Consider the following 22,797-nt stretch of genomic DNA (forward strand, 5'->3'; position numbering starts at 1 on the left):
TTAAGAATATAAAGGATTTGACTCTCTTATATAATTAGCATATTCTTTTTTTAGCTCATGAAATGCATTCATAACATTATCAGGTATATCAACATGAACAATAAAATCTTTTCCTTTAGGACCATATCCATTTTCATCATCATTAAGTCTCTGTATTTCTCCCATTAAAAGACTTATGTATTTATCTATATTCCACATACCTAATATTTCTTTTTCATAAATAAGTTTATTATTAGAATTTATTACTTTTGCTTTGTAAGCAGCATAATTAATAATTAAAATATCATCTGAAATATATTTTCTTAATACAGCTTCCATACGATACTGCATCGAAGCATCCTGAGATATTATTATGCTTTTAAACTGTATATTATTTTCTTTTAATAATTCAAGCATATATGTTATATTATTTCCGCAATTAGTGGATTTTAATTCCAAAAAATCAGCCTTTAATCCATATTTAATATCAATATAATTATTAAACATTTCTGCTTCAGTAATTTTATCATCTATTAAAATATTAGGTAATTCTTTTCTCATTTGTACTCTTAATGAATCGGTGGTATGCCCTGCACCGCCTACTATTATATATTTTTCAGATATATTATTTTTTATAGCATCAGCCAATACATCTCCCCCAGCTATAATACTTCCTCCGAATAAAACCATAACATCTGTTTTATTAATGTTATATTTTTTATATAGTGCTTCTTTAGTCAAAAAATCAATATCCCTTTTACCGCAAAAATCGGATACTATATTAATATAATCTGCAATATTTTTATTCATAAACTAATTATCGTGATGAAAGATATTATTGAAAAGCTGAAATCTTTTTTTAGGACTGAATATAAGTATAACCTGCCCTTTTATATCTCTTTTATTTATAAGTCCAAAATATCTACTGTCTTCACTAACCTTTATATTATCACCTAAAACAAAATATTGATTATTCCCTACTATATATAATCCGTTATCTTCATTTGAAAAAATATAATATTCATGCTCTATAAGTTTATCATTCAAATATAATCCGCCGTCTTTAATCTCTACTTTATCGCCTTCTACACCTATTACCCTTTTTACCAAATTGCTGTTATTATAATCAAATACAATAACATCAAAATTTTTTATACCATTAAATATAAAACTTCTTTTTAAAAGCAGTATTTGGTCTCCTTCCAAAAATGTAGGCTCCATAGATTTATTAGTTACAATATATGTATCGAAAAAAAATATTCTTATAAAAGCTGCAAGAAAAACAGCAAGAAATGATGCTAATAATATTTCTATAACTTGTTTTTTATTTATCATAATTAATAATGTTTAAGATAATAGGATAAAGCCTCTTTTGCAGATTCAAATGCTATTTTTTCCATATCTATATCTTCTCTTTTAATGAAACTTACACTTGCTGCATCATCATCTGCATGAACATCAGGAGTATAATCCAATACCGAATAAAAAAACAAATCTGAAGTTACATACATAATTCTATCATATATATATTCATTTCCTCCGCTTATTAGAAAATGAACATCATTAAGTTTTATTCCAGTCTCCTCTAATACCTCTCTGACGGCTGTATACTCTACCTTTTCATAAGGCTCGCAGAATCCTCCGGGCATATCTATATAGCCCTTTTTAGGCTCAAATTTTCTTTCAACAAATACTATTCCGCTAGGTGTATCTATTATAACTCCTACAGCTGAAGCAGGGTTAAAAAAATATGTTCTTTTGCAACTAGAACATTCCAAAACCTTTATACCATTAAATATTAAGGAATCCTTAGTACCGCAATAAGGACAGTATTTAAACTGATATTTAATATGCTCTTTTATTTTCAAAGCATTTTCAAAATGATCATTAATATGTTCTTGCATAACTTTTATTTATATAATATGAAGTTATATTCTTTGTATTGCATATAAAAACATCAGATTGTGCCCAAATACCAAAAGGTGCATTCTCAAATGATATATTATGCAAATCAACAACATTAACACTTTCATAATTATAATTAACAGGATCAACATTATAAAAATCATAAATGTAATAATAATCAATATCCATATCTTTCATTTTTTCATCTATTAATGTTTCCATTTCTTCTATTGTATTTGCAACTATATAGTATGTAGATATGAAAGTTCTTTTCTTACATTTACCTAATCCCTTAACTGTAACATTCCACCATTTTGCGACTTTTACTAATTTATCTGATTCATTTAAATTAATAGTAGTAAAACCATATATTTGTTTTAAGTTATTAATTATATCGTAATAATCAAATATGTATTCATCTGTTTCAGAACATCCCTCATCTGATACTATAGATGATAAAGAATAATGCCAATGTTCATAATCACCAATAAAAGAAGCATCATCATTAAATACATTATATGCATCTAATATACGGTTAATTTTATGCATATTTTTGTATGTAGTATTTATTTCTATTTCTTTGTCTAAATTTATGAATATTTCAAATTCTGTAAGTTCATCTATTACTCCAAAACCTACAAATCCGCATTCAATCCATAAATCATTATACTTTTTAAATACTTTTTTTATTTCATTTAAAGAAATATCAGGGTCGCTCATTAAAACATCAAAATCCCTATTAACATCTTCACTAATGCGTTCTATAACCATAGTTCCGTAAGATGGAAAAAGTTTTAAAAGTTTTAAATATAAATTAGTGATTCTTTCCGATGAAACAGATATTCTATATGAATATATGTCTCCATTATTAGTATTTTTTAATTCTATTTTTGTACCCTCTATAGGGTTAGCATATCTGCTTGGAACTATACCAAGCGGAATATGAAATTTATTAATAATAATCCTTCTTGATTTTATATTATTTAAGATCCTTCTTCTTCTTTGACTCTTTTCAAAATAACTAAGCACAATTGTTCCCCAAAAAAGATATTGCATTATAATAATAAAAAAATGAATTTTGTCAAGTGATAAGTTTGTAAATTAAATTGATTTTTTTTCATATTTTTTTTATTATAATTTATATAATTGCTTGACTTTTTTTAAAATATTTTTATATTTATGCATATTTATTTATGGGTGCAGCATATATTTTTTAATGTCTATATCCGATTAATATATAAATTTCTTATTGGTTTATTAATTGTGGATAATTTATTTATTGAAAAGTTAAATAATCTGCTGTCTAGGGTGTCTCTTATAGATATATTAAGGGATAAATATAAAGTAGTACCTAGAGGAGGAAATAAATATACTGTACAATGCCCTTTTCATAAAGACGGTCAGGAAACAAATCCTTCTATGTCTGTTGATGATGATAAAAGGGTATATAAATGTTTTACATGCGGTGCCAAGGGAAATGTTTTAACTTATTTAAAAGAAAAAGAAAATAAAACTTTTAAAGAAGCTGTACAATATCTTGGAAACAGGTTTTCAATTGATGTCAGTGATTTCTTCTCTGCAAAAACATCTCAAAAAGATAAAATATACTTAGAAAGCAGAAGAATTAATAGAATAGCATGTAATTTTTTTGGAAAAACCTTATTATTAAGAGATAAAGATGGAAGTTATTTTTATAAAGAAGCTGAAAAATATCTTAAAAATAGAAAAATACCATTCAATATAATAAAAGAGTTCAAAATAGGATATGCACCGCCAAGCTGGAATGCCCTTATGAATGCTTTAACTGATAATAAAATAACTTTAAACAATATGAATATATTAGGACTTATAAGCGTAAGTAAAAATAATCCTAATCATTATTATGATACATTTGTTAATAGAATAATGTTTCCTATTATAAATGAAAGGGAAGAAGTTATAGGATTCGGGGGTAGAAGTATAGATGGAAAAGAACCTAAATACCTAAATTCTAAAGAAAGCCTAATTTTCAAAAAAAAATCGGCTTTATATGGAATAAATATAGCAAAAACCCATATAATGAAGAAAGATGAGGTTATATTAGTTGAAGGGTATATGGATACTATAGCATGCCATAAAATGGGTATAAAAAATGTTGTAGGAACTTTAGGTACAGCTATAACGGATGAGCATGCATTAGAAATTAAAAAATATACTAAAAATGTAGTTTTAGCTTTGGACAGCGATGAAGCTGGTATAAAAGCGGCAAAATCAGCTATTTTAACATTATTGAAATTTGATTTAAAATTAACTATACTTTCTATAAAAGAAACTAAAGATTTAGATGAATTTTTTACAGTTTATGAAAAAGAACGGTTTGATATATTATATAATAATAGACTGAATTGGTATGATTTCGTTATAGAAACTAATTTGAAAAATGATGTATCCTCTGCTTCAATAGAAGAGAAATTATCTATTATTAATAGTTTTTATAAGTATTTGGATGTTGTTAATAGTGAGACAGAAAAGCAAATGATTATTTCCCATGTGTCTTCTAAACTTTTAGTAGATAGGAAGGCTTTTAACAGGGATTATTTATGTAACTATAAATCAAATCAGAGTGTTTCTAGCAATAAAAAAATTATAAAAAAAGTAGATAACAATAACAAGTTTTATTATGAAAATAGCTTAATATACTTGCTTGCTTTGAATCCTTCTTTAATTAAAGAGGCTGAAAGAGAAATTAGTGTTGATCTAATAAAGAAAGATATAACAAGGGAATTTTATATAAGACTCTTAACTCTTAATAAAGAAGCAACGGTTCAGGATGCTTTGGACATATTAGGTAATGAGCATGTGGCCAATCAAATTCTAAGCAAACAAAAACTATATAATGATAATATATATGAAAAACTGGAGGAGCTTATTATTAAAATTAAAAGCGGAGACATAGACTCTAAAAGGCAAGAGGTTTTACAAGGTAATACATTTAATAATACTCTTGAAAGTAATGACGGATTTGAGGCTATATGTGCGAAGGCCCGCGAAATACATTTACTTAATAAGCAAAAGGAAAAATTACATCAAGGAAGTGATTTATGATGATAGAAGAAGATTGCGATCTTTTGATTAAAAACGAAAAAATCAGAAAACTATTAGAAAAAGGAAACACAAATAAATATCTCACATATAAAGAGATTAACAGTGCTATAGACAATGTGGATGCTGATGTTATAGATATATTGTTTCAATTATTAAATGCAAGAAACATTGTTACTGTAGAGGATAAAAGAGAATTTGAAAGCCTTTCAAAAAGCCAAAATAAAATTGATGATGCCGCTAAATTTATACATGTAGAAGATAAAGTAGGAAATAATGATGATCCTATCAGACTTTATCTTAAAGAAATTGGAAAGGTTAGTCTTCTTACTCATGATGATGAGGTTGATTACTCCAAAAAAATAGAATCCGGAGAATCCGAAATAGAATCTATAGTTCTAAATACTCACCTTGTAGTTGGAGAGGTATTAAATACTATTAAAAATGTTCAGGTAGGAAAAGTATCAATACATGAAATTTTAGAGCCACCTAGAATATACAATGTTTCTACTCAGGAAAAAAGAAAATTAGAAAGAAAATATAAAAATTTTGAAAAAGAATATACTGCATTAGCTGATAAATATCTTTCTTTAGATAAGAGAATCAAAAAAATTACTACTCAGAAAACTATAAAGAGTTTAACTAAAGAACAGGAAGAAGTTAAAGAAAATATTGTAAAACTTCTAACTAAAGTAAGATTAAATAGAATGGAGATAGACAGAATAGCTGAAAAATTAAAGTTCTATCTTCATAGAATAAATCAAATAGAAGAATATTTTGAGAAATTAAAGAAAAGATATTATAAAGAAATAGAAGATTTTGAAAACTACTATAAAGAAATAGAAGCCGGCAATAAGGATATATTCATAAGATTAGTTGATGAGTTTAATATTACACAGGAAGCGATAGAAGCTGTAATAATAAGTTTCCATAAAGCACAAGTACGTATGGCTGATATTTATGATGAAGTACGTATTGATAAAGAAGTTTTAGTTGAATGGGTGCGTAAAATAGACTCTTCAAGAAGAAAAATTGCTCAGGCTAAAGATCATATTGTTAAAGCTAATTTAAGACTTGTAATAGCAATAGCAAAAAAATATGTTAATAGAGGACTTCATTTCTTTGATTTAGTACAGGAAGGAAATATTGGGCTTATAAAGGCTGTAGATAAATTTGAGTACAAAAAAGGATACAAATTTTCTACTTATGCAACTTGGTGGATACGTCAGGCAATAACACGTTCTATAAGCGATCAGGCTAGAACAATAAGAGTGCCGGTTCACATGATAGAACAAATTAACAAAGTTCAAAGAGTTTTAAGACAGTATATGCAGCAGTACGGAAGAGAACCTTCTATACAAGAGATTGCCAAAGCATTAAGCTGGCCTGAAAGCAGGGTAAAAAGTGTCAGAAACGTGGCTAAAGACCCAGTATCTTTAAATGCTCCTGTAGGAGATGAAGAGGATACTATACTTGGAGAGCTTATAGAGGATAAAGAATTTGAAAGCCCTCAGAACATTACAACTTTCAAAATTCTTAGAAAGCAGATTGATTCAATACTTGACAGTTTGCCTGAGAGAGAAAAAAATGTTATAAGAATGCGTTTCGGACTTGTGGACGGATACAGTCATACTTTGGAAGAAGTAGGATATGTATTTAAGGTTACAAGAGAGCGTATACGTCAGATAGAGGCTAAAGCTATAAGACGCTTAAGGGCTCAGTCAAAGAAAAAAGAATTAAAAGATTTTCTTGATTCATAATTGAATAATAAAAAATAAGAGGGTATTTGTTTTATATATGCCCTCTTTTTTGATTAAAAATATAAAAACAATACATTTCAATCATAATATCTAAATATTAATATTGATTTTTTATGCTTTCATAGTAAAATCTGCACAGAGAAAAAACTCAAACTTATGATACAATATGATACATGAATAATCAAGTAGAAACTTTTTCAGATATTAGTTTATCAAAACATATAAATACATCTAACAACTTTTCAAATTTAGATACAAAATTAAAATATCAAGTAGAAACAATAAAAAACAGTTTATTAATATGGCAATCTATAGATAAATATAATAGTTCATCTTCACCAAGCACATATAATATAATGGGAAGAAGTTGGTTTAAAAAACTAATAGGTGCTTTTTTAGGAATCGCTGCTGTTGCTTTAGCTTTTGTTATACCTTTTGTTATACCTATTATTATTCCGACATCTGGATTTATAGTTTCTGCAGCTGTTGGAGCAGCTATGGCTGGAACATCTGCTGCAATGGTATCTGTAGCAAATAACCTTATTTATGATTCTGATAAAAAAACTGAAGAAAAAAAAGATGAAAATACTCAATTAATAAATCAGCAGTCAATTATTAATATAGTTAATAGTGATAATAACAATTTAATTCAGTATGATGATTTTATTAAACTAGATGTTGATACTTCATATAATACATTAAATTTAAATATAAAAGCTATACAAAATTCTATATGTAATGGATTAGTATCAATGGAAGTCCATAATACAAATACTAATGATACTAATTATTATATAAATACAAGAAAATATTTTGTATTTTATCATGATGGTGCAGAACGTGTAATAAACAGCGACTATGCTATATGCAATATAAATATAAATGAAAAATCATCTAAATTATTCACTATAAGAAAAATGAACAACATAACAGACAAAAAAGATGATAAAGAAATATATCTTGTATTTACATTTAATAATAATATAAAAATAAATAATAGAACTGGAAATAAATTCATAATAAGACTAAATTAAAGGAGTTTGTATGAAAAAAATAGTGTTATCTGCTTTAATGTTCATTTCACTATTTACTAAAACAGCATTTACAGAATTTGAGGCTAGTATATATGTACCTCTAGGTATTAATTCTACATTACCTAATATAGTAGATCCTAAATGGAAGTTTGTAAGAAATATATATATAGACACAACTAAATCAGATATGAGTTTCAATATTGGGGTCACTGGAAATTTCGGGTATAGATTTAATATAAATGAAAATAACGGCATAAGCATATTAACTGAAATAGGATATTCAAGACTTGATTTTGCTTCTAGATTTATAGCTCAAACTGATAATAATTACGGCAACAATAAAATATATAATGCAAGTCAGAATTTAGTTTTTCATACACTAAATATAGGATTAATGCCTAAATATGCTGTTAATCTTACATCTTTACTAAAAAATATTAATCCAAACTATAATGGTAGAATGGAGCTTAATATAGGTATAGGTTTTGGAATGAAAATAGCATTGGCTGGTGAATATTATAATACAATGAATAATAATGCTGATGAAAATTATAAAAGCCATTTGGTAGAAAAATATTCATTCAAAGATATAAAAAGAAAATTTGATTATCCGTTTATACCATATATAAAACTTCACATTGATGATTATTTTTATTTTAATGAAAAGGTAGCATTTTTATTTGGTGTAAGTTTAATATATAACTTTGATATATTCTATGATATTGCTAATATGTCTTATGAAGATTATCAAAAAATATATGAAGGATATCCAAGTATTGGAGGCGGTGCTATTGGTTACTATGAAAATTATGATATTAAGAAATACGGTTTTTCTAGTTTTGAAATAGCTTTCAATTTAGGTATGAAATTCGGTAATTAAGATATTAAGCAGATAACACTATAAAAAAGATACTTGTCTTTAAATGGCAGGTATCTTTTTTTGATAAAGACTATAATTTTAAAAAAGATTGGGCGGGTGTGCTTTTTCTAATTAAGTAATAAAATAATTAAAAATTCTATTTCTGAATAAAATAAAAAATTTTAAAGGGCGGGGTATGTAAATAAATTTTTATCTTTATTCACCCCACCCTTTATATTTAATACTTAAATTTGAATTTTTAATTTTATTGATCTTTATTGCTTTAATATAAATTATAACACCCACCCTAGTATTATTTAAATTTGCTGTGCTGATTAACGCACGATTAATCTTTTGTAGAAAATAAATATTATAAATAAAACAATTTTTATCATACAAAAAATCAGCTTACCGTGCGTATTAAAATTTTTTGATATATATATTGTGTTATGATAACTATTAATTGAAATTTTATTATTTTGATGTAATATTAAAAAATTCATAGTTTATTTTTTATAAAAGAGGAATATATGCAAAACAATATAGATAAGGTTCTAATATTAGATTTCGGCTCACAGTTTACACAGCTTATTACAAGAAGAATAAGAGAATTGAATGTATATTCTGAAATACATCCTTTTCATGTTTCAATAGATTTTATAAAGAATTTCAATCCTAAGGCAATAATACTTTCGGGAGGACCTTCAAGCGTATATGAAGAAGATGCCCCAAAAGTAGATAAACAATTATTTGAACTTGGCGTGCCTATACTCGGAATATGCTATGGTATGCAGATAATAGTTTATTCTATGGGAGGAAAAGTTGAAGGTGCCGAAAAACGTGAATATGGAAAAGCTGAAATTGAAATAACTAATCATGAAAGCATATTTAAATCATTTAATAAAAAAAATATTGTTTGGATGAGCCATGGAGACAGTATTAAATCTATACCTGAAGGTTTTGAACTTATAGCAAAAACTCCAAATACTGAACTTGCTGCTATAGAAAATAAACAAAAAAATATCTATGCTATACAGTTTCATCCTGAAGTAGTTCATACTGAAAATGGTATAAAAATCATAGAAAATTTCTTATTTAATATTTGTAAATGTGAAAGAAATTGGAATATGGGCTCTTTTATAGAATATGAAATAAAAAGAATAAAAGAAACTGTGGGCGATAAAAATGTAATATTAGGGCTTTCAGGAGGAGTTGATTCTTCTGTAGCTGCTGTATTAATAGAAAAAGCTATAGGAAAGCAATTAAAATGTATATTCGTTAATAACGGACTTTTAAGAAAAGATGAAGATAAAAAGGTTGTTGAAGTATTTAGAGATAATTTCAATATTGATTTGATTTATGTTGATGCTTCAAAAAGATTTTTAGATAAATTAGCAGGTGTTACAGACCCTGAACAAAAAAGAAAGATAATAGGTCATGAATTTGTAAGTGTATTTAATGATGAAGCTAAAAAAATAGAGAATGTAGGATTCTTGGCACAAGGCACACTTTATCCTGATGTTATAGAGAGTGTATCATTAAGAGGAAGTTCTGTTGTTATAAAAAGCCACCACAATGTAGGCGGACTTCCTAAGGACATGAAATTTGAACTTTTAGAGCCATTTAGAGAATTATTTAAAGATGAAGTTAGAGAGATAGGTTTAGAATTAAAATTGCCTGAAGATATAGTATACAGACAGCCTTTCCCTGGTCCTGGGTTGGCAGTTAGAATACTTGGAGACATCACAGAAGAGAGAGTAAAAATATTACAAGAAGCTGATGATATAGTTGTAAGTGAGATAAAAAAAGCAGGACTTTATAGAAAATTATGGCAGTCTTTTGCAATACTTCTTCCCGTAAAAAGTGTCGGCGTTATGGGAGACGGAAGAACTTATGAACAAGTTTGTGCTATAAGAGCTGTTGAAAGTGTCGATGCTATGACAGCTGACTGGGCTAAAATCGATTATAATGTATTAGGTACAATATCAAACAGAATAATAAATGAAGTAAAAGGTATTAACCGCGTTGTTTATGATATATCTTCAAAACCGCCTGCTACTATAGAATGGGAATAATTTTTATAATTGCGGGAAATACATGAACACGAAAGTTAAATCAGTCAAAAATAAAACTATTGATTTTGATATAAATACAGAAGAAGGTAAATTATATTTAGATAATTGTATTATAGATAATGAAAATATAACAGAATATAAAAAAGAAAATATTACAAATAAAACCATAAACGGTAATACTTTTGATGTATTAAAAAAGATAGAAAAAAATATAGCTGATTTAATGATAATTGATCCGCCGTATAATATTTATAAAGATTATCATGGATTTAAATTCAGAGATAAAGATAATTTAACTTATGAAAAATATACTCATTTATGGGTAGAAAGCATTATTCCAATATTAAAAGAAAATGCTTCAATATATGTATGCTGTGATTGGAAATCAAGTCTTGTTATAGGTAATGTATTGGAAAAATATTTTAATATACAAAACAGAATCACTTGGCAAAGAGAGAAAGGACGCGGAGCAAAAAATAATTGGAAAAATGGAATGGAGGATATTTGGTTTGCTACTTTATCAAATAATTATACTTTTAATCTTGATAAAGTAAAAATAAGAAGAAAAGTGATAGCTCCTTATAAAACGGATGACGGACAGCCTAGAGATTGGCTTGAAACAAAGTATGGTAATTTTAGAGATACATGCCCTTCTAATTTCTGGGATGATATATCCATTCCGTATTGGTCTATGGCAGAAAATACAGCACATCCTACTCAAAAGCCGGAAAAACTAATGGCAAAATTAATATTGGCAAGTTCAAATGAAAACGATTTTATATTTGATCCTTTTTTAGGAAGCGGAACAACATCTGTAGTTGCCAAAAAACTAGGACGTAATTACTGCGGTATAGAACAAAATCCTACATATTGTGCTTGGACAGAAAAGAGAATAGAATTAGCCGAAACCAATAAATACATACAAGGTTATAGCGATAATATATTCTGGGAAAGAAATACAATATCTATACAAAACAAAATAAAAAATGGGATTATCTCCCACGAATAACCCCATTAATTTTAATAAATGAACAAATAACTACTTTTTTGTTAAAGTATAAAATTTAAAAACCGATAATCAATATACGATAAGGAAAAGAATACACTTTATCCCTGTACATTTAAAGCACCGCCTGTAATTTTAGGCTCTACTTCTATAGTTGCTGTATTATCAGAAAAATTACTTCTGACAGTAACATTTACCCCGCCTATTGACGTAACATAAGTATTGGTTGTGTCAGTCGTCGTAATAGCTGTAACCATATTTGTAAACTCCTTTTTAAATATAGCTTTGTTCTTAACATAATTATACATTATAATAAAAAATTCACAAATAGAAAATTATATTTTTTTGATTAATTTTTACAAAACAATTTTTACATTATCTTTATACTGCTGTAAAGACACATTAATTGTAACAGTCCAGCCATCAATATATACCATACCAGTTTCTATCATATCTTTAAATTTCTGCTTGTTCTCATCATTTTTTATAAGAATTTCAGAATTGGTAATATAATACCTTTTTATATTATCCTCTTCTATCATATAAGCACAATTTTCTATAATAGGCGTAAGTTTAGAAACAGGAGAGTTTAAACCGATATTAATAATCATATTGTATATTCTGCTTAAATCAGTTACCCCATTTAATAAAAGTATAATCTGCTTGTTTTCATCTTCTTTTTCAATATTGACATCATGCAAATCAAAAACTTTATAGCCTATATCAATTTTTTTATCATCAAACATATCATTACTTTCTTTTAAAGTTTTAAGTATTTTATCACCCGCCCTATTAACACGTTCAACAGTAATTGAAGAAATAACAGGTTCAAAGTTATTATCAATACAAAAATCATAAGCAGCCGATTTTTCTTTTTTAATTTCCTCATCAATCTGACAAAGAATAAATTTTCTGTTTCCTCCGTCTTCAGCATTAAGCTCCATCACCGCATGTGCCGTAGTGCCAGACCCAGCAAAAAAATCAAGAACTATATCATTTTTATTTATGTTTGATAAATGAATAAAGTCTTTAATTAAATATTTAGATTTACTATAATTAAATACTTTTTTATTATCAAATAAATCTTTTATATTTTTATTACTATTGGCAGTAGAATATTGAGATGAATAAAATGTTGTTTTACCTCTTTTAGTAGGCATATCTCCTAATGCTGGTCTTTGCTTTTTATAAAGAGAATAACTATCTCCAACCTTTTTTATTATTACCTCATCTTTTTCATTTATAAATTTTTCTTTACTCCAAGTCCATCTTTTATATACTCCATCACTTATAGGTAATAATTCATAAGAATGATTAATATCCTTTTCTAAACTAAATGTCAATTTTTCTTCATCTATATAAATTGGAAAAAATAAATACTTTCTATCATCTTTGTTAGATTCTTCTCCTGTTGCTTTAATTCCTCCTCCTTCTTTCCAATAACCTAAATCATCTTTTTGCCATTTTTCATTTTCGTATTCATCTATATTTAAAACTCCAATTTTAAATTTGCTTTTATGTTTAGCATAAATTAAACAATATTCTTCTGTTTCCATCATTCCACTAGAATTATCATTACCATTAAGTTTATCAACTACACTTAATTGATATACAAAATTATCTTCACCGAAAATCTCGTCGCATAAAAGTTTTAAATTAGCTTGTTCGTTATCATCTATACTTATGAAAATCGCTCCGTCATCTGTTAATAAATCTCTTGCTAATTTTAATCTAGGGTACATGAATGTAAGCCAGCCGTTATGGGATTTTTTACTTTTTTTGAATATAAACTCCATTCTGTCATATTCTTCTTTGCCTATATCCTGAAGTCCTAAAACCTCAAGCTCTTGTTCGTCAAATTTATCTGGGTATAAAAAATTATCAGTATTAGTATTGTATGGAGGATCTATATATATGCATTTTATTTTACCGCTATAGTATTTTTTTAATATTTTTAAAGAGTCTAAATTATCGCCTTTTATTATGATGTTTTCTGTTTCATCAAAATTCTTGCTTAATTTTTCATTGATACTCAATTCTTTTTTTGTTTTTTGTCTGTATTTAGCTTTCGCCAAATTTCTGCCTATGAAGTTTAAACCGTATCCGTTTTCTTTATAGCCTATTGCTGACTTACTATTTAAAACTCTTTTTAATTCTTCAATATTTATTTCACCGTCTTTATAGATAGAAGGATAATTATTTTTTAAAAACTCTAAAAGATGATTTTGTTCTTCGTCTATTATTTCTCTGCCCTCTATTACATCAAATCCTTGCTTTTCAAATTCTTCCTTTTTAGTCATTTTTTATTACCTCCTCTATCATATCATAAAGCTGTGATTTATTTATTCTTTTCTTATAGTACACTTTTACATCACTTGAATTATTTTTATTTAGTTTCTCAAAAAATCTATAAGCAAAATCTATTTTTGATTTTTCATCTGCTGGTATTTCTTCTTCTGTATTATAGCCTTTACTCTCAACTATTAAAAATATTTTTTTGCTGTCTTCTCTTTCTACTGCATAACAGAAATCAGGACTATAATTGCCTAAAGGTGTAGGTATTGAAAGTTTTGGCATTTTAGCAAATATTTTTATATTCTTTATTTTTGGATCATCAAGTATTATACTTCTTTCAAATATGCTGTCATATTCTATAACATCTTCAAATATCCATTCTTCCTTTAAACTGAAATTATCTGCTTTTTCCTGATTCTTTCCAAGACTTCCTGCTTCTAATTCATTTTTAAAATTTCCTTTTTTATCATACATTATATTAGGCTTTATTTTGCCGTCTATAAAATTATATTCAATAAGTGTTTTCATATCTCCTATTAAAGCATTTTTTATTATAGATAATATTTCAGCCTTAGCATAATTGATATTTTTTTCTATTTTTTCTTTTAATTCTTTATTTATGCCGTTTAATATTTTCACTATAAATGATATTGGCATTTTTGATTTTTCTGCTAATTCTCTGGCTAAAAATATATAATCAATATTTTCTCTGTATTCATGAGAAGATAATATTTCTTTATTTATAGAATTATCTTTTTCTAAATTGTCTATATCCCAAATTAATTTTACTGTTTTAAGAGATTTTATTTCTACATCCAATTTATTGATTTTTTCTATTATAGAATTTAATAATATTTCTTCATTCTTTTCATTTAACTCATTTATATAATAATATGCTTCTTTAGATATAAAATCCCATAACTTTTTAAAATCTTCTATTTTTTCATTTTTTATTTTTAGATTTTTTCTTTCTCTTAATTTATTGCCGTTTGTAATATAATGCTCCATATCCTCATCAAAAATTTTATAAGCATATTCAAGCATCAATTTTTCTTCTTTATCTGTAATTTTATTTTTTAATTCAGAAAGTTTATTAAAATAGTCATCTGCTTTTTTATAAATATCAAGTCCTTTATCATCAACCTTTTCTAAGTCTATTATTAAATTATAATTTAATAAAAACTTTTCAAACTTCCGTATATTAGTTTCTATATTGTTAGCCTGTAACCTGCTGTTTAAATCTGTTCTTGTAAACTCATCATACAAAACTGATGAATTATCAACTATTTCTTTTTGCAGGCTTTCAATAAAATCTGCCTCATCTCCAGAAACAACCACATCTAAATTATTAATATTCCAAAAACTATTTTTATCTTTGAATGTGTCTATAGTTAATCTTTCACCTTTCTGATTAACGCATATTCTTAAGCCTCTTCCAACCTGCTGTATTTTTGAAGTATGGCTTCCTCTGTTGCTTAACTTACAAATAGTAAATACATTAGGATTATCCCAACCTTCCTGCAATGCCCAAACAGAAAATATAAATCTGGTTTGTGTTTCAAATGATAATAATTTTTCTTTTGATTTTAATATTAAATCTACTCCCTTTCTTATTTTTTCATCATCATTTCCTTTATCACCTGAAAAATATCCTTCATGAACTTTTAATTGTCTGTCTTGATAGTCATTTTCTAAATATTTTAAATACTCTTTATATTCTTCTTTATCTTTTAATTCATTTATAGTTTTTTCTCTAATTATTTTATATTCTTCTTCAAATATTTTTTTCACATCTATATATTTTTCTGCATCTTCTAAATCTCTTCTATATTCTGCAATATACCTTATAAAAAATAATGATAAAGCCTTAATCCCCTTAAGAAATAATTTTTTTTCTTTTTCAAAATGAAGTTCTATACTTTCTTTTATCATAAATCGTATATTATCTTCTTCTAATAGATATTCAGCAAAATATTGTTCTCCATCAGATAATATTATATTAGACTCTTTACTATCTTTTTTTTCATAATTTATTTTTATTATTTCTTCACCGTTAAATTTATCTCCGACTTTTAAATCTTTATAAATAATTTCACTATTAATATTACTTTTAATTTTTACTATATCTTTTTCTATAGATAAAATTATATCTTTATTGTTGGAAGTTTCATTATAATATACTGTAATTTTTTTTACCAAGTTTTTTTTGAATGATGATACTCCATCAAGTTTGTATGCTATATTTGAAAGCTCTATTATATGATCTTTTTTATTTTTACTTTTTGGGAAAGTAGCACCGAATCTCAGAAAATAATTATTAAATCCATTAAAATATTTAGAAAACGCTTCTCCTGCGAATTTATGAGGCTCATCAATAATGATAATAGGGTTAAGTTCTTTTAAAGCATCAAGATAAGTTCCAATTCTTTTATTAGAAAAAAATCCTTCTGTTTCTATTGTTCTATTTAATTTGTTTTCTTTATTAGTAAATGAATGAGGTGTCAATACCAATACAGAGAAATTATCATCATCTAAAAACCTATTTATAACGGATATAGAACCATCGTATATATTAACATCTATTTCTCTTTCTCTGAAATTTGAATATATAGATTTAAAATAGTCTTTTGTTATCTCAAAATTTTTTTTAGTACCTTCTCTTATAGGTAAAGATGGTACTAATATAATAAATTTATTATATCCAAAATTATGATTAAGCTCAAACATAGTTTTAATGTATGTAAATGTTTTTCCTGTACCTGTTTCCATCAATATATCTATGTTTTTACTATTAGATATTTTTTCTTGCTTAATACATTGATTCAATGCATACTCAAATCCAAATCCTTCTTTCAAATCATTGAATATTGATATTATATTTTGTATGCATTCTTCTTGATATTTTTGTTCTGTAAATTGTAACTGCATTATTTACTTCTCTAAATTATTGTATACTATTGCATTAACAATATATCGGAAGTTTACATAATACCTTAAGAGTTTTTACTTCTTCTTAGGCAAATGCTTTATAATCTGACCTTCAAGCTGTATTGATTTCTGTTTCGCATCGTATCCCAAAATCTTGCCGTAAACTTCTATATAGTTTTTAGCTTCTAATGTTACAGTTACATTCACTATTAAATCAGCAACGCCTGCAATGTCTTTCTCATTTACATCATAGATTAATATTCTAGCTTTCTTTTTTGGTATGCCGTCTACATTAGTTTGAGTTACTCTGTTTACATCAGCTTTCCACTTTACATATCCGCCATTGTATAAGTCATAATTTTCAACAACTGTTAAATAGTCTGGGCTCTCTTTAAAAATGTTATAGTCTGGTGCTATTACAAATTCTTTAAGAACTCTGAATCTCTCTTTTAAATATTCGTTTATATCGCTTTTTAATGCTCCGTTTATTATCATAACTGCTTCATTTACTGAGGCACTTCTCATATTCTTTTTTGCTTTGTCGAACATCTCAGCTACTTCACGAGGCGAGTATGTAGGACTTTGAGCACTCTCCGGTATTTTACCGTCTTCAAGCCCTTCAAATAAATATACATTCTCTAGTTTTTCTCTTAATTCCTTCTGATCTTTATCAAGAAGAACATATCTTATTTTAGGATAAACTCTGTCTATTACTAAATATGAACCAAGAGTAAGTATAAACGCTATAGGTATAAGAAGTAAAAACTTAGATACAGATATCTTTTTCTTTCCAAGCAAATAAGCTCTAGGATTAATCTCATCCCCTCTAGCATTATTAGTTAAAAATCTTATTCTTTCAAGATTATCTTTAGCTACTTTATTCTCAGGCTCTAAATCTAATATTCTAAAATATTCTCTTAAAGCATTTTCTCTATGCCCATTATGCAAACTAATATATGCTTTAGCAAGCATAGCACTAATACAGAAACTATCTTCTCTAAGTGCTTTTCTTGAAACTTCTTCAGCACCATAAAAATCTTTTAAAAAAATGTCAGCAAATGCCAACATAGCATAAGCATCAGCATCATGGGTGATTCTTGATTTATTATTGAGAATAAATTCTTTTGCTTTTTTATACTTCTTCTTTTTTATTAAAGTATAAGCAGTATAAGCTATCTTGCTTTTCATATATAAATGATAATCCCGTATTTAAAATGTTAACATAATTATCGGTATTATGATAACTTGCATTAACACTTTTTTAATTTACAAAATAATAAAGGACAGCAAATATGCTGCCCTATTTTATAGAAAAAAATAATATTATTTTACTTTTTAGCAGGTTTTTTCTTGCTTAATCCAATAGCATCCGCTAATTCTTCATTAATAACAACTACAACATCATTGTGAAGTTTTAAAAAAGTAACTGGACACTTAGTTGTAACTTTGTCATGATTTAAAAGCTCTTTCATTGCTGCAGCTTTACCTTTTCCAATTGCTGCAATAACTATTTTCTTAGCCTTCAATATTCCGCCCATACCCATACTGAATGCTTCTTTAGGTACATCTTTTTCTGAATTAAAAAATCTTGCATTAGCTTTAATTGTTTTTTCATCAAGCTTCACGCATAAAGCATCAGCATGTAAAGCCTCATCAGGTTCATTAAATGCAATATGACCATTAGGACCAACACCTAAAAGCTGCAAATCTCTAGGAAGTTTTGCTATTTTATCATTAAACTCTTTTAATATTTTCTCTTTATCCCCTACTCCTTTAGGAACAAAAGTATTTTTCTTATCAATATTTACATGATCAAATAAATTTTTATTCATAAAATATCTGTAGCTTTGTTCATTTTTAGCATCTAATCCCTTATATTCATCCAAATTAACAGACTTAACATTTTTAAAATCTATTTCTTTTTTCTGATATGCCTTTATTAAATGAGGATATACCGCTTCTGCTGTACCGCCTGTAGCAAGGCCTAAAACAGCATCCTTTTTTACTTTTAATAAATTAATAATCTCTGCTGCAGTTTTTTTACCAACTCCATTGGCATCTTTTGCTATAACAACCTTTAACCCCATAATCATACTCTCCTTTATTATTTTTTATTATTTAAAATTATAACATGTATATAATTTATTATCAAATGATATAAAATTATATTGATTTTGATAAAAAAAAATATAAAATATTTTTCTATAAAATATAGTAAGGATTTAGAAATGAGCAAAATAAAAATTAAAGCTGCTATATTCGATTTTGACGGCACTTTGGTAGATAGTGAAAGTTTATATACAAAATCTTTAATATATACGGCTAATAAAATGAAGGGACTTGAAGATGTAGATTTTAAATCTATGGCAGGGTATCAAACTAATGACATAAAGAAAATTTTAATAGAAAAAAATTATTATATACCTGAAAATTTTTTTGAAGAAGCTGAAAAATACTTCCGTCAAATAATAGAAACAGATTTAGAAACTTTTGATAATGTTATTGAAACTTTAGAAAAGATGAAAAATCTTGATATAGTGATAGCTTCAAATAGTGAAATAAATTATGTTAAAAGAATGTCTGAAAAAAAAGGGATATCAAAATATATAAAAGATTATTCATGCCATAATGAACAATTAAAAGCTAAACCGGAACCTGATTTATTTTTGTATGCATTTGAACTTTTAAAAAAATATAATAATAACATAACAAAAGAAGAGACATTAATATTTGAAGATAGTTTAGCAGGAGTAGAAGGTGCTAAAAAAACTGGTATAAAAATTGCTGCTATAACAAATAGCTATGATAAAGAAACATTAAAAGAAAAAGGGGCGGATATAGTAATTAATAATATAGGAGAGATATTTGATTATATAGAATTATGTTAAAAGAAATGTTAAAAGAAAAAATACAAATTATAGAAGATGCTGAAAATTGGGAAGAGGCAATAAAAATATCAGCAAAACCGCTTTTAGATAATAATAATATAGAATACAGATATGTTGATTCTATTATAAATAATGTATATAAATACGGAGCATATATAGTTTTAGTTGATGGAGCAGCAATGGCTCATTCAAGACCTGAAGATGGTGTTATAAAAATGGGAATGAGCTTTTTAAAAATAAAAAATGGTATAGATTTCTATCAAACTGAAAATAAAGTATATCTATTTTTCACATTAGCAGCTGAAGATTCAAGCAGTCATCAAGACGCTATGTCTGAATTGGCAGATATTTTAGGAAATGATAATTTAGTAAAAAAAATTATACAAGAAGATTTAACAGAAGAGGAAATATTAAATTTATTTAATTAATTTTTATTATTAAAAAAGAGAGACTATAAAAAATAATATGCCCCTCTTTTAATTATTCAAACCTAATTATATAAATTACATATCAGCTATATATTTATACATAGGGAACTTTTTACATAAAGCATCGACTTTCTTAGCAACAGAAGCAATAAGTTTTTCATTATCACTATTACTTAAAACTTCATCTATATACTGAGTAAGCTCCATAACATCTTTTTCTTTTAATCCTCTTGTAGTAACAGCAGGAGTACCAAGTCTTATACCGCTTGTAACCATTGGAGATTCAGTATCATAAGGTATTCCGTTTTTATTTGTAGTTATATGAGCAGCATCCAATACAGTTTCTGCAACTTGTCCAGTTATACCTTTAGATTTTTTTACATCAAGCAATATTAAATGAGTATCTGTACCGCCAGAAATCAATTCATAACCTTTAGATAAAAACATATTAGCCATAGCATCAGCATTTTTCAAAACCTGCTCTTGATATTTAACAAATTTAGGATCAAGTGCTTCTTTGAAACATACAGCTTTAGCAGCTATAACATGCATTAAAGGTCCGCCTTGTATTCCCGGGAATATTGTTTTATCAACTTTTTTTGCTAATTCTTCTTTGGTAGAAATAATATATCCTCCGCGAGGTCCTCTTAAAGTTTTATGAGTAGTTCCTGTAACAAAATCGGCATATTCAACAGGGTTAGGATGAAGTCCGGCAGCAACAAGTCCTGCAATATGCGCCATATCAACAAGTAAATATGCTCCCACCTCATCAGCAATCTCTCTAAACTTTTTAAAATCTATCTGTCTAGGATAAGCACTTCCTCCAGTTACTATCATCTTAGGTCTGTGCTTCAATGCTAAATCTCTAACCTCATTATAATCTATCTGCATTGTATCTCTGTTTACATTATAATGCTCAAAATTGTATATTTTACCGGAAAAATTAACATTCTTACCATGAGTTAAATGTCCGCCTGCATCTAATGATAAACCTAAGCAAGTATCTCCCGGCTGCAATACAGACATATAAACACCCATATTAGCTTGAGAACCAGAATGAGGCTGCACATTTATAAATGGTGCTTTAAACAATTTTTTTGCTCTTTCTCTAGCTAAATTTTCAACAACATCAACAACATTGCATCCGCCGTAATATCTTTTTGATGGATAACCCTCTGCATATTTGTTTGTAAATATTGAACCCTGTGCCTCCATAACAGCACGTGAAACTATATTCTCACTAGCTATAAGTTCAAAACCGCTGACTTCTCTTTTATACTCAGCTTTCATAGCAGCAAATATTTCTTTATCAGCAGTTTTAAGCGGAGCTTCTGATACATAATATTTAGGAGCAGCTACTTTTTTTTCTGCTACTTTAACTGCCTTTTTTGAATTAGTATTTTTTTTAGAAATAGTTTTTTTGGCAACAGCAGTTTTTTTAGCAGACTTTGATGAACTTTTATCTGCTGTTTTTTTCTTAGATACAGCCATATTTCCTCCAATGAATTTTATATGTAGTAATGATATATTAATATAAGTTTTTTTTCAATTATTGAACATATTAATAAGTACTTTTTTGATAAAAAAGTATGGAGTTTATTATTTTTACTTTAAAAAATCATATTGATTTTTTAAATTTAAATGTTAGTATAGACAAATTAATTGTTATAGTATTCTAACTTTATATTAAACAATTTTTAGGAGATTTATCAAACATGATTAAAAAAATATTACTAATTGCATTATCAGCATTATCATTTAATTTATTTGCTTATGCTGAAGGATTTGAAGTATCTTTAAATGTACCATTAGGTATAGCAATAGGAACACCTAATGAATCATTAAAAGATTTGGGTTATAAAAGCGGAAAAGGTTTTGATACAGGTGTAGAAATACAAATAGGATATTATCATAAAATTTATAACAGAATAGGAGCTGGGTTATTCTTTGATTTAGGATACACTTACGATAGTTTCGCATCAAAAAAATATTTAGCAGATGGGACAGTCATTGACACTTCTATGTATATGCATAACTTTGAAATAGGACTGATGCCTAAAATTACAATTTGGGGAGTTTCATTAGGCATTGGAGGCGGTATAAAAATTCCTATGGCTGGAAAAAAAAATTTAGAATATGGATATAGTGCATCTATAATGCATTATTTTAAAATGACTTTAGATTATTCATTTTTTGTAACAGATAATTTAGCTATTGTATTGGGAGTTTATATTGCCCATGATTACGGACTTCCTTTAAGATCTTTAACTGACACACCAAGAATTGGAGGCTCAGGAGGAGGATTAATATTAGGATTCAAATTTGGATCAAAATTAGCAGACTAAATAAAAAATAATCATTAAGTATTGATTTTTTTTATTTAAATGTTAGAATATACTAACAATTTAGATGTACATATAAACTTTATATAAAACTAATAATTAAAAGAATATATTTATAAAGTGAAAATAAAAAATAATTAAGGAGGTATTCAGAATAACTAAACATCAAAAAATATAACAGTTTGATAATAAAAATGAATAATTAAAAATAGTAGTG

The 22,797-nt window shown here is 26.8% G+C and carries 19 protein-coding genes; 9 read left to right on the plus strand and 10 right to left on the minus strand.

All coding sequences use genetic code 11. From position 1 onward, the window contains the following. From T324_RS0112490 to T324_RS0112505, 4 genes are read right to left on the minus strand one after another with little or no spacing between them, the layout of a single operon-like run. Positions 1 to 789: a hypothetical protein gene (locus T324_RS0112490; RefSeq protein ID WP_028330560.1), complete on the minus strand. Its 789-nt coding sequence runs from the start codon at positions 787 to 789 to the stop codon at positions 1 to 3. Between the two features lie 3 nt (positions 790 to 792). Further along, positions 793 to 1,314 carry a signal peptidase I gene (lepB, locus tag T324_RS0112495; RefSeq protein ID WP_028330561.1) on the minus strand — a complete coding sequence of 174 codons (522 nt, stop codon included), beginning with the start codon at positions 1,312 to 1,314 and terminating at the stop codon, positions 793 to 795. Positions 1,315 to 1,316: 2 nt separating this feature from the next. Continuing rightward, entirely contained in the window at positions 1,317 to 1,883 is a 567-nt protein-coding gene (locus T324_RS0112500) for an NUDIX hydrolase (RefSeq protein WP_028330562.1), read from the minus strand. Next, positions 1,867 to 2,913 (minus strand): hypothetical protein, encoded by a 1,047-nt coding sequence (locus T324_RS0112505; RefSeq protein WP_028330563.1) that lies wholly within the window; start codon positions 2,911 to 2,913, stop codon positions 1,867 to 1,869. The genes T324_RS0112500 and T324_RS0112505 overlap by 17 nt, the downstream gene beginning before the upstream one ends. A 234-nt stretch (positions 2,914 to 3,147) precedes the next feature. Between T324_RS0112505 and dnaG the strand changes: the two genes are divergently transcribed. The 6 genes from dnaG (at position 3,148) to T324_RS0112535 (ending at position 11,702) form a co-directional block, all read left to right on the plus strand. Beyond that, the gene (gene dnaG / locus T324_RS0112510) at positions 3,148 to 4,968 is read left to right on the plus strand and encodes a DNA primase (RefSeq protein ID WP_028330564.1); all 1,821 of its coding nucleotides are present in this window, start codon (positions 3,148 to 3,150) and stop codon (positions 4,966 to 4,968) included. Continuing rightward, positions 4,965 to 6,725, plus strand: a complete 1,761-nt coding sequence (rpoD, locus tag T324_RS0112515) for an RNA polymerase sigma factor RpoD (protein ID WP_038375267.1) — start codon at positions 4,965 to 4,967, stop codon at positions 6,723 to 6,725. The genes dnaG and rpoD overlap by 4 nt, the downstream gene beginning before the upstream one ends. Positions 6,726 to 6,898: 173 nt before the next feature. Next, positions 6,899 to 7,759 (plus strand): hypothetical protein, encoded by an 861-nt coding sequence (locus T324_RS17365; RefSeq protein ID WP_245580711.1) that lies wholly within the window; start codon positions 6,899 to 6,901, stop codon positions 7,757 to 7,759. Between the two features lie 10 nt (positions 7,760 to 7,769). Beyond that, positions 7,770 to 8,639 (plus strand): hypothetical protein, encoded by an 870-nt coding sequence (locus T324_RS0112525; RefSeq protein ID WP_028330566.1) that lies wholly within the window; start codon positions 7,770 to 7,772, stop codon positions 8,637 to 8,639. Between the two features lie 509 nt (positions 8,640 to 9,148). After that, the gene (gene guaA / locus T324_RS0112530) at positions 9,149 to 10,693 is read left to right on the plus strand and encodes a glutamine-hydrolyzing GMP synthase (protein ID WP_028330567.1); all 1,545 of its coding nucleotides are present in this window, start codon (positions 9,149 to 9,151) and stop codon (positions 10,691 to 10,693) included. Between the two features lie 22 nt (positions 10,694 to 10,715). Beyond that, positions 10,716 to 11,702 (plus strand): DNA-methyltransferase, encoded by a 987-nt coding sequence (locus T324_RS0112535; protein WP_028330568.1) that lies wholly within the window; start codon positions 10,716 to 10,718, stop codon positions 11,700 to 11,702. Between the two features lie 98 nt (positions 11,703 to 11,800). On the opposite strand, the gene T324_RS18150 is transcribed toward T324_RS0112535, so the two are convergent. From T324_RS18150 to T324_RS0112560, 5 genes are all read right to left on the minus strand, one after another. After that, positions 11,801 to 11,956, minus strand: coding sequence for a hypothetical protein (locus tag T324_RS18150; protein WP_169730116.1), 156 nt, complete (start codon positions 11,954 to 11,956; stop codon positions 11,801 to 11,803). Between the two features lie 99 nt (positions 11,957 to 12,055). Beyond that, the gene (locus T324_RS0112545) at positions 12,056 to 13,999 is read right to left on the minus strand and encodes a site-specific DNA-methyltransferase (protein WP_028330569.1); all 1,944 of its coding nucleotides are present in this window, start codon (positions 13,997 to 13,999) and stop codon (positions 12,056 to 12,058) included. Then, a complete protein-coding gene (locus T324_RS0112550) occupies positions 13,992 to 16,922 on the minus strand; it encodes a restriction endonuclease (RefSeq protein ID WP_038375269.1) in 2,931 nt (976 codons plus the stop codon). Before T324_RS0112550 ends, T324_RS0112545 begins: the two co-directional genes overlap by 8 nt. A 75-nt stretch (positions 16,923 to 16,997) precedes the next feature. Next, positions 16,998 to 18,110, minus strand: coding sequence for a tetratricopeptide repeat protein (locus T324_RS0112555; RefSeq protein ID WP_028330571.1), 1,113 nt, complete (start codon positions 18,108 to 18,110; stop codon positions 16,998 to 17,000). Positions 18,111 to 18,250: 140 nt separating this feature from the next. After that, positions 18,251 to 19,009, minus strand: a complete 759-nt coding sequence (locus T324_RS0112560; RefSeq protein WP_028330572.1) for a glucosamine-6-phosphate deaminase — start codon at positions 19,007 to 19,009, stop codon at positions 18,251 to 18,253. A gap of 141 nt (positions 19,010 to 19,150) precedes the next feature. Here T324_RS0112560 and T324_RS0112565 point away from each other — a divergent pair, with 141 nt between their 5' ends. Together T324_RS0112565 and T324_RS0112570 are read left to right on the plus strand one after the other, a co-directional pair. Then, the gene (locus T324_RS0112565; protein WP_028330573.1) at positions 19,151 to 19,810 is read left to right on the plus strand and encodes an HAD family hydrolase; all 660 of its coding nucleotides are present in this window, start codon (positions 19,151 to 19,153) and stop codon (positions 19,808 to 19,810) included. Then, entirely contained in the window at positions 19,804 to 20,238 is a 435-nt protein-coding gene (locus tag T324_RS0112570; RefSeq protein ID WP_028330574.1) for a PTS sugar transporter subunit IIA, read from the plus strand. The genes T324_RS0112565 and T324_RS0112570 overlap by 7 nt, the downstream gene beginning before the upstream one ends. Before the next feature lie 75 nt (positions 20,239 to 20,313). On the opposite strand, the gene T324_RS0112575 is transcribed toward T324_RS0112570, so the two are convergent. Then, complete coding sequence (locus T324_RS0112575; protein WP_028330575.1) at positions 20,314 to 21,729, minus strand: serine hydroxymethyltransferase; 1,416 nt, start codon at positions 21,727 to 21,729, stop codon at positions 20,314 to 20,316. A gap of 224 nt (positions 21,730 to 21,953) precedes the next feature. On the opposite strand from T324_RS0112575, the gene T324_RS0112580 reads away from it, so the two are divergent. Then, entirely contained in the window at positions 21,954 to 22,583 is a 630-nt protein-coding gene (locus T324_RS0112580; protein WP_038375270.1) for a hypothetical protein, read from the plus strand. Positions 22,584 to 22,797 lie beyond the last annotated feature (214 nt).

This window comes from Brachyspira alvinipulli ATCC 51933, assembly GCF_000518245.1.
Taxonomy (GTDB): Bacteria; Spirochaetota; Brachyspiria; order Brachyspirales; family Brachyspiraceae; genus Brachyspira; species Brachyspira alvinipulli.

Bases quoted from the DNA above. Each gene is read 5' to 3' on its own strand.
- lepB (WP_028330561.1), bottom strand. From the start codon at position 1,314: ATGATAAATAAAAAACAAGTTATAGAAATATTATTAGCATCATTTCTT.
- T324_RS0112525 (WP_028330566.1), top strand. From the start codon at position 7,770: ATGAAAAAAATAGTGTTATCTGCTTTAATGTTCATTTCACTATTTACT.
- T324_RS0112490 (WP_028330560.1), bottom strand. From the start codon at position 789: ATGAATAAAAATATTGCAGATTATATTAATATAGTATCCGATTTTTGC.
- T324_RS0112570 (WP_028330574.1), top strand. From the start codon at position 19,804: ATGTTAAAAGAAATGTTAAAAGAAAAAATACAAATTATAGAAGATGCT.
- T324_RS0112560 (WP_028330572.1), bottom strand. From the start codon at position 19,009: ATGGGGTTAAAGGTTGTTATAGCAAAAGATGCCAATGGAGTTGGTAAA.
- guaA (WP_028330567.1), top strand. From the start codon at position 9,149: ATGCAAAACAATATAGATAAGGTTCTAATATTAGATTTCGGCTCACAG.
- T324_RS0112545 (WP_028330569.1), bottom strand. From the start codon at position 13,999: ATGACTAAAAAGGAAGAATTTGAAAAGCAAGGATTTGATGTAATAGAG.
- T324_RS0112555 (WP_028330571.1), bottom strand. From the start codon at position 18,110: ATGAAAAGCAAGATAGCTTATACTGCTTATACTTTAATAAAAAAGAAG.
- T324_RS0112535 (WP_028330568.1), top strand. From the start codon at position 10,716: ATGAACACGAAAGTTAAATCAGTCAAAAATAAAACTATTGATTTTGAT.
- T324_RS0112550 (WP_038375269.1), bottom strand. From the start codon at position 16,922: ATGCAGTTACAATTTACAGAACAAAAATATCAAGAAGAATGCATACAA.
- T324_RS0112500 (WP_028330562.1), bottom strand. From the start codon at position 1,883: ATGCAAGAACATATTAATGATCATTTTGAAAATGCTTTGAAAATAAAA.
- T324_RS0112565 (WP_028330573.1), top strand. From the start codon at position 19,151: ATGAGCAAAATAAAAATTAAAGCTGCTATATTCGATTTTGACGGCACT.
- T324_RS0112580 (WP_038375270.1), top strand. From the start codon at position 21,954: ATGATTAAAAAAATATTACTAATTGCATTATCAGCATTATCATTTAAT.
- T324_RS17365 (WP_245580711.1), top strand. From the start codon at position 6,899: ATGAATAATCAAGTAGAAACTTTTTCAGATATTAGTTTATCAAAACAT.
- T324_RS18150 (WP_169730116.1), bottom strand. From the start codon at position 11,956: ATGGTTACAGCTATTACGACGACTGACACAACCAATACTTATGTTACG.
- rpoD (WP_038375267.1), top strand. From the start codon at position 4,965: ATGATGATAGAAGAAGATTGCGATCTTTTGATTAAAAACGAAAAAATC.
- T324_RS0112575 (WP_028330575.1), bottom strand. From the start codon at position 21,729: ATGGCTGTATCTAAGAAAAAAACAGCAGATAAAAGTTCATCAAAGTCT.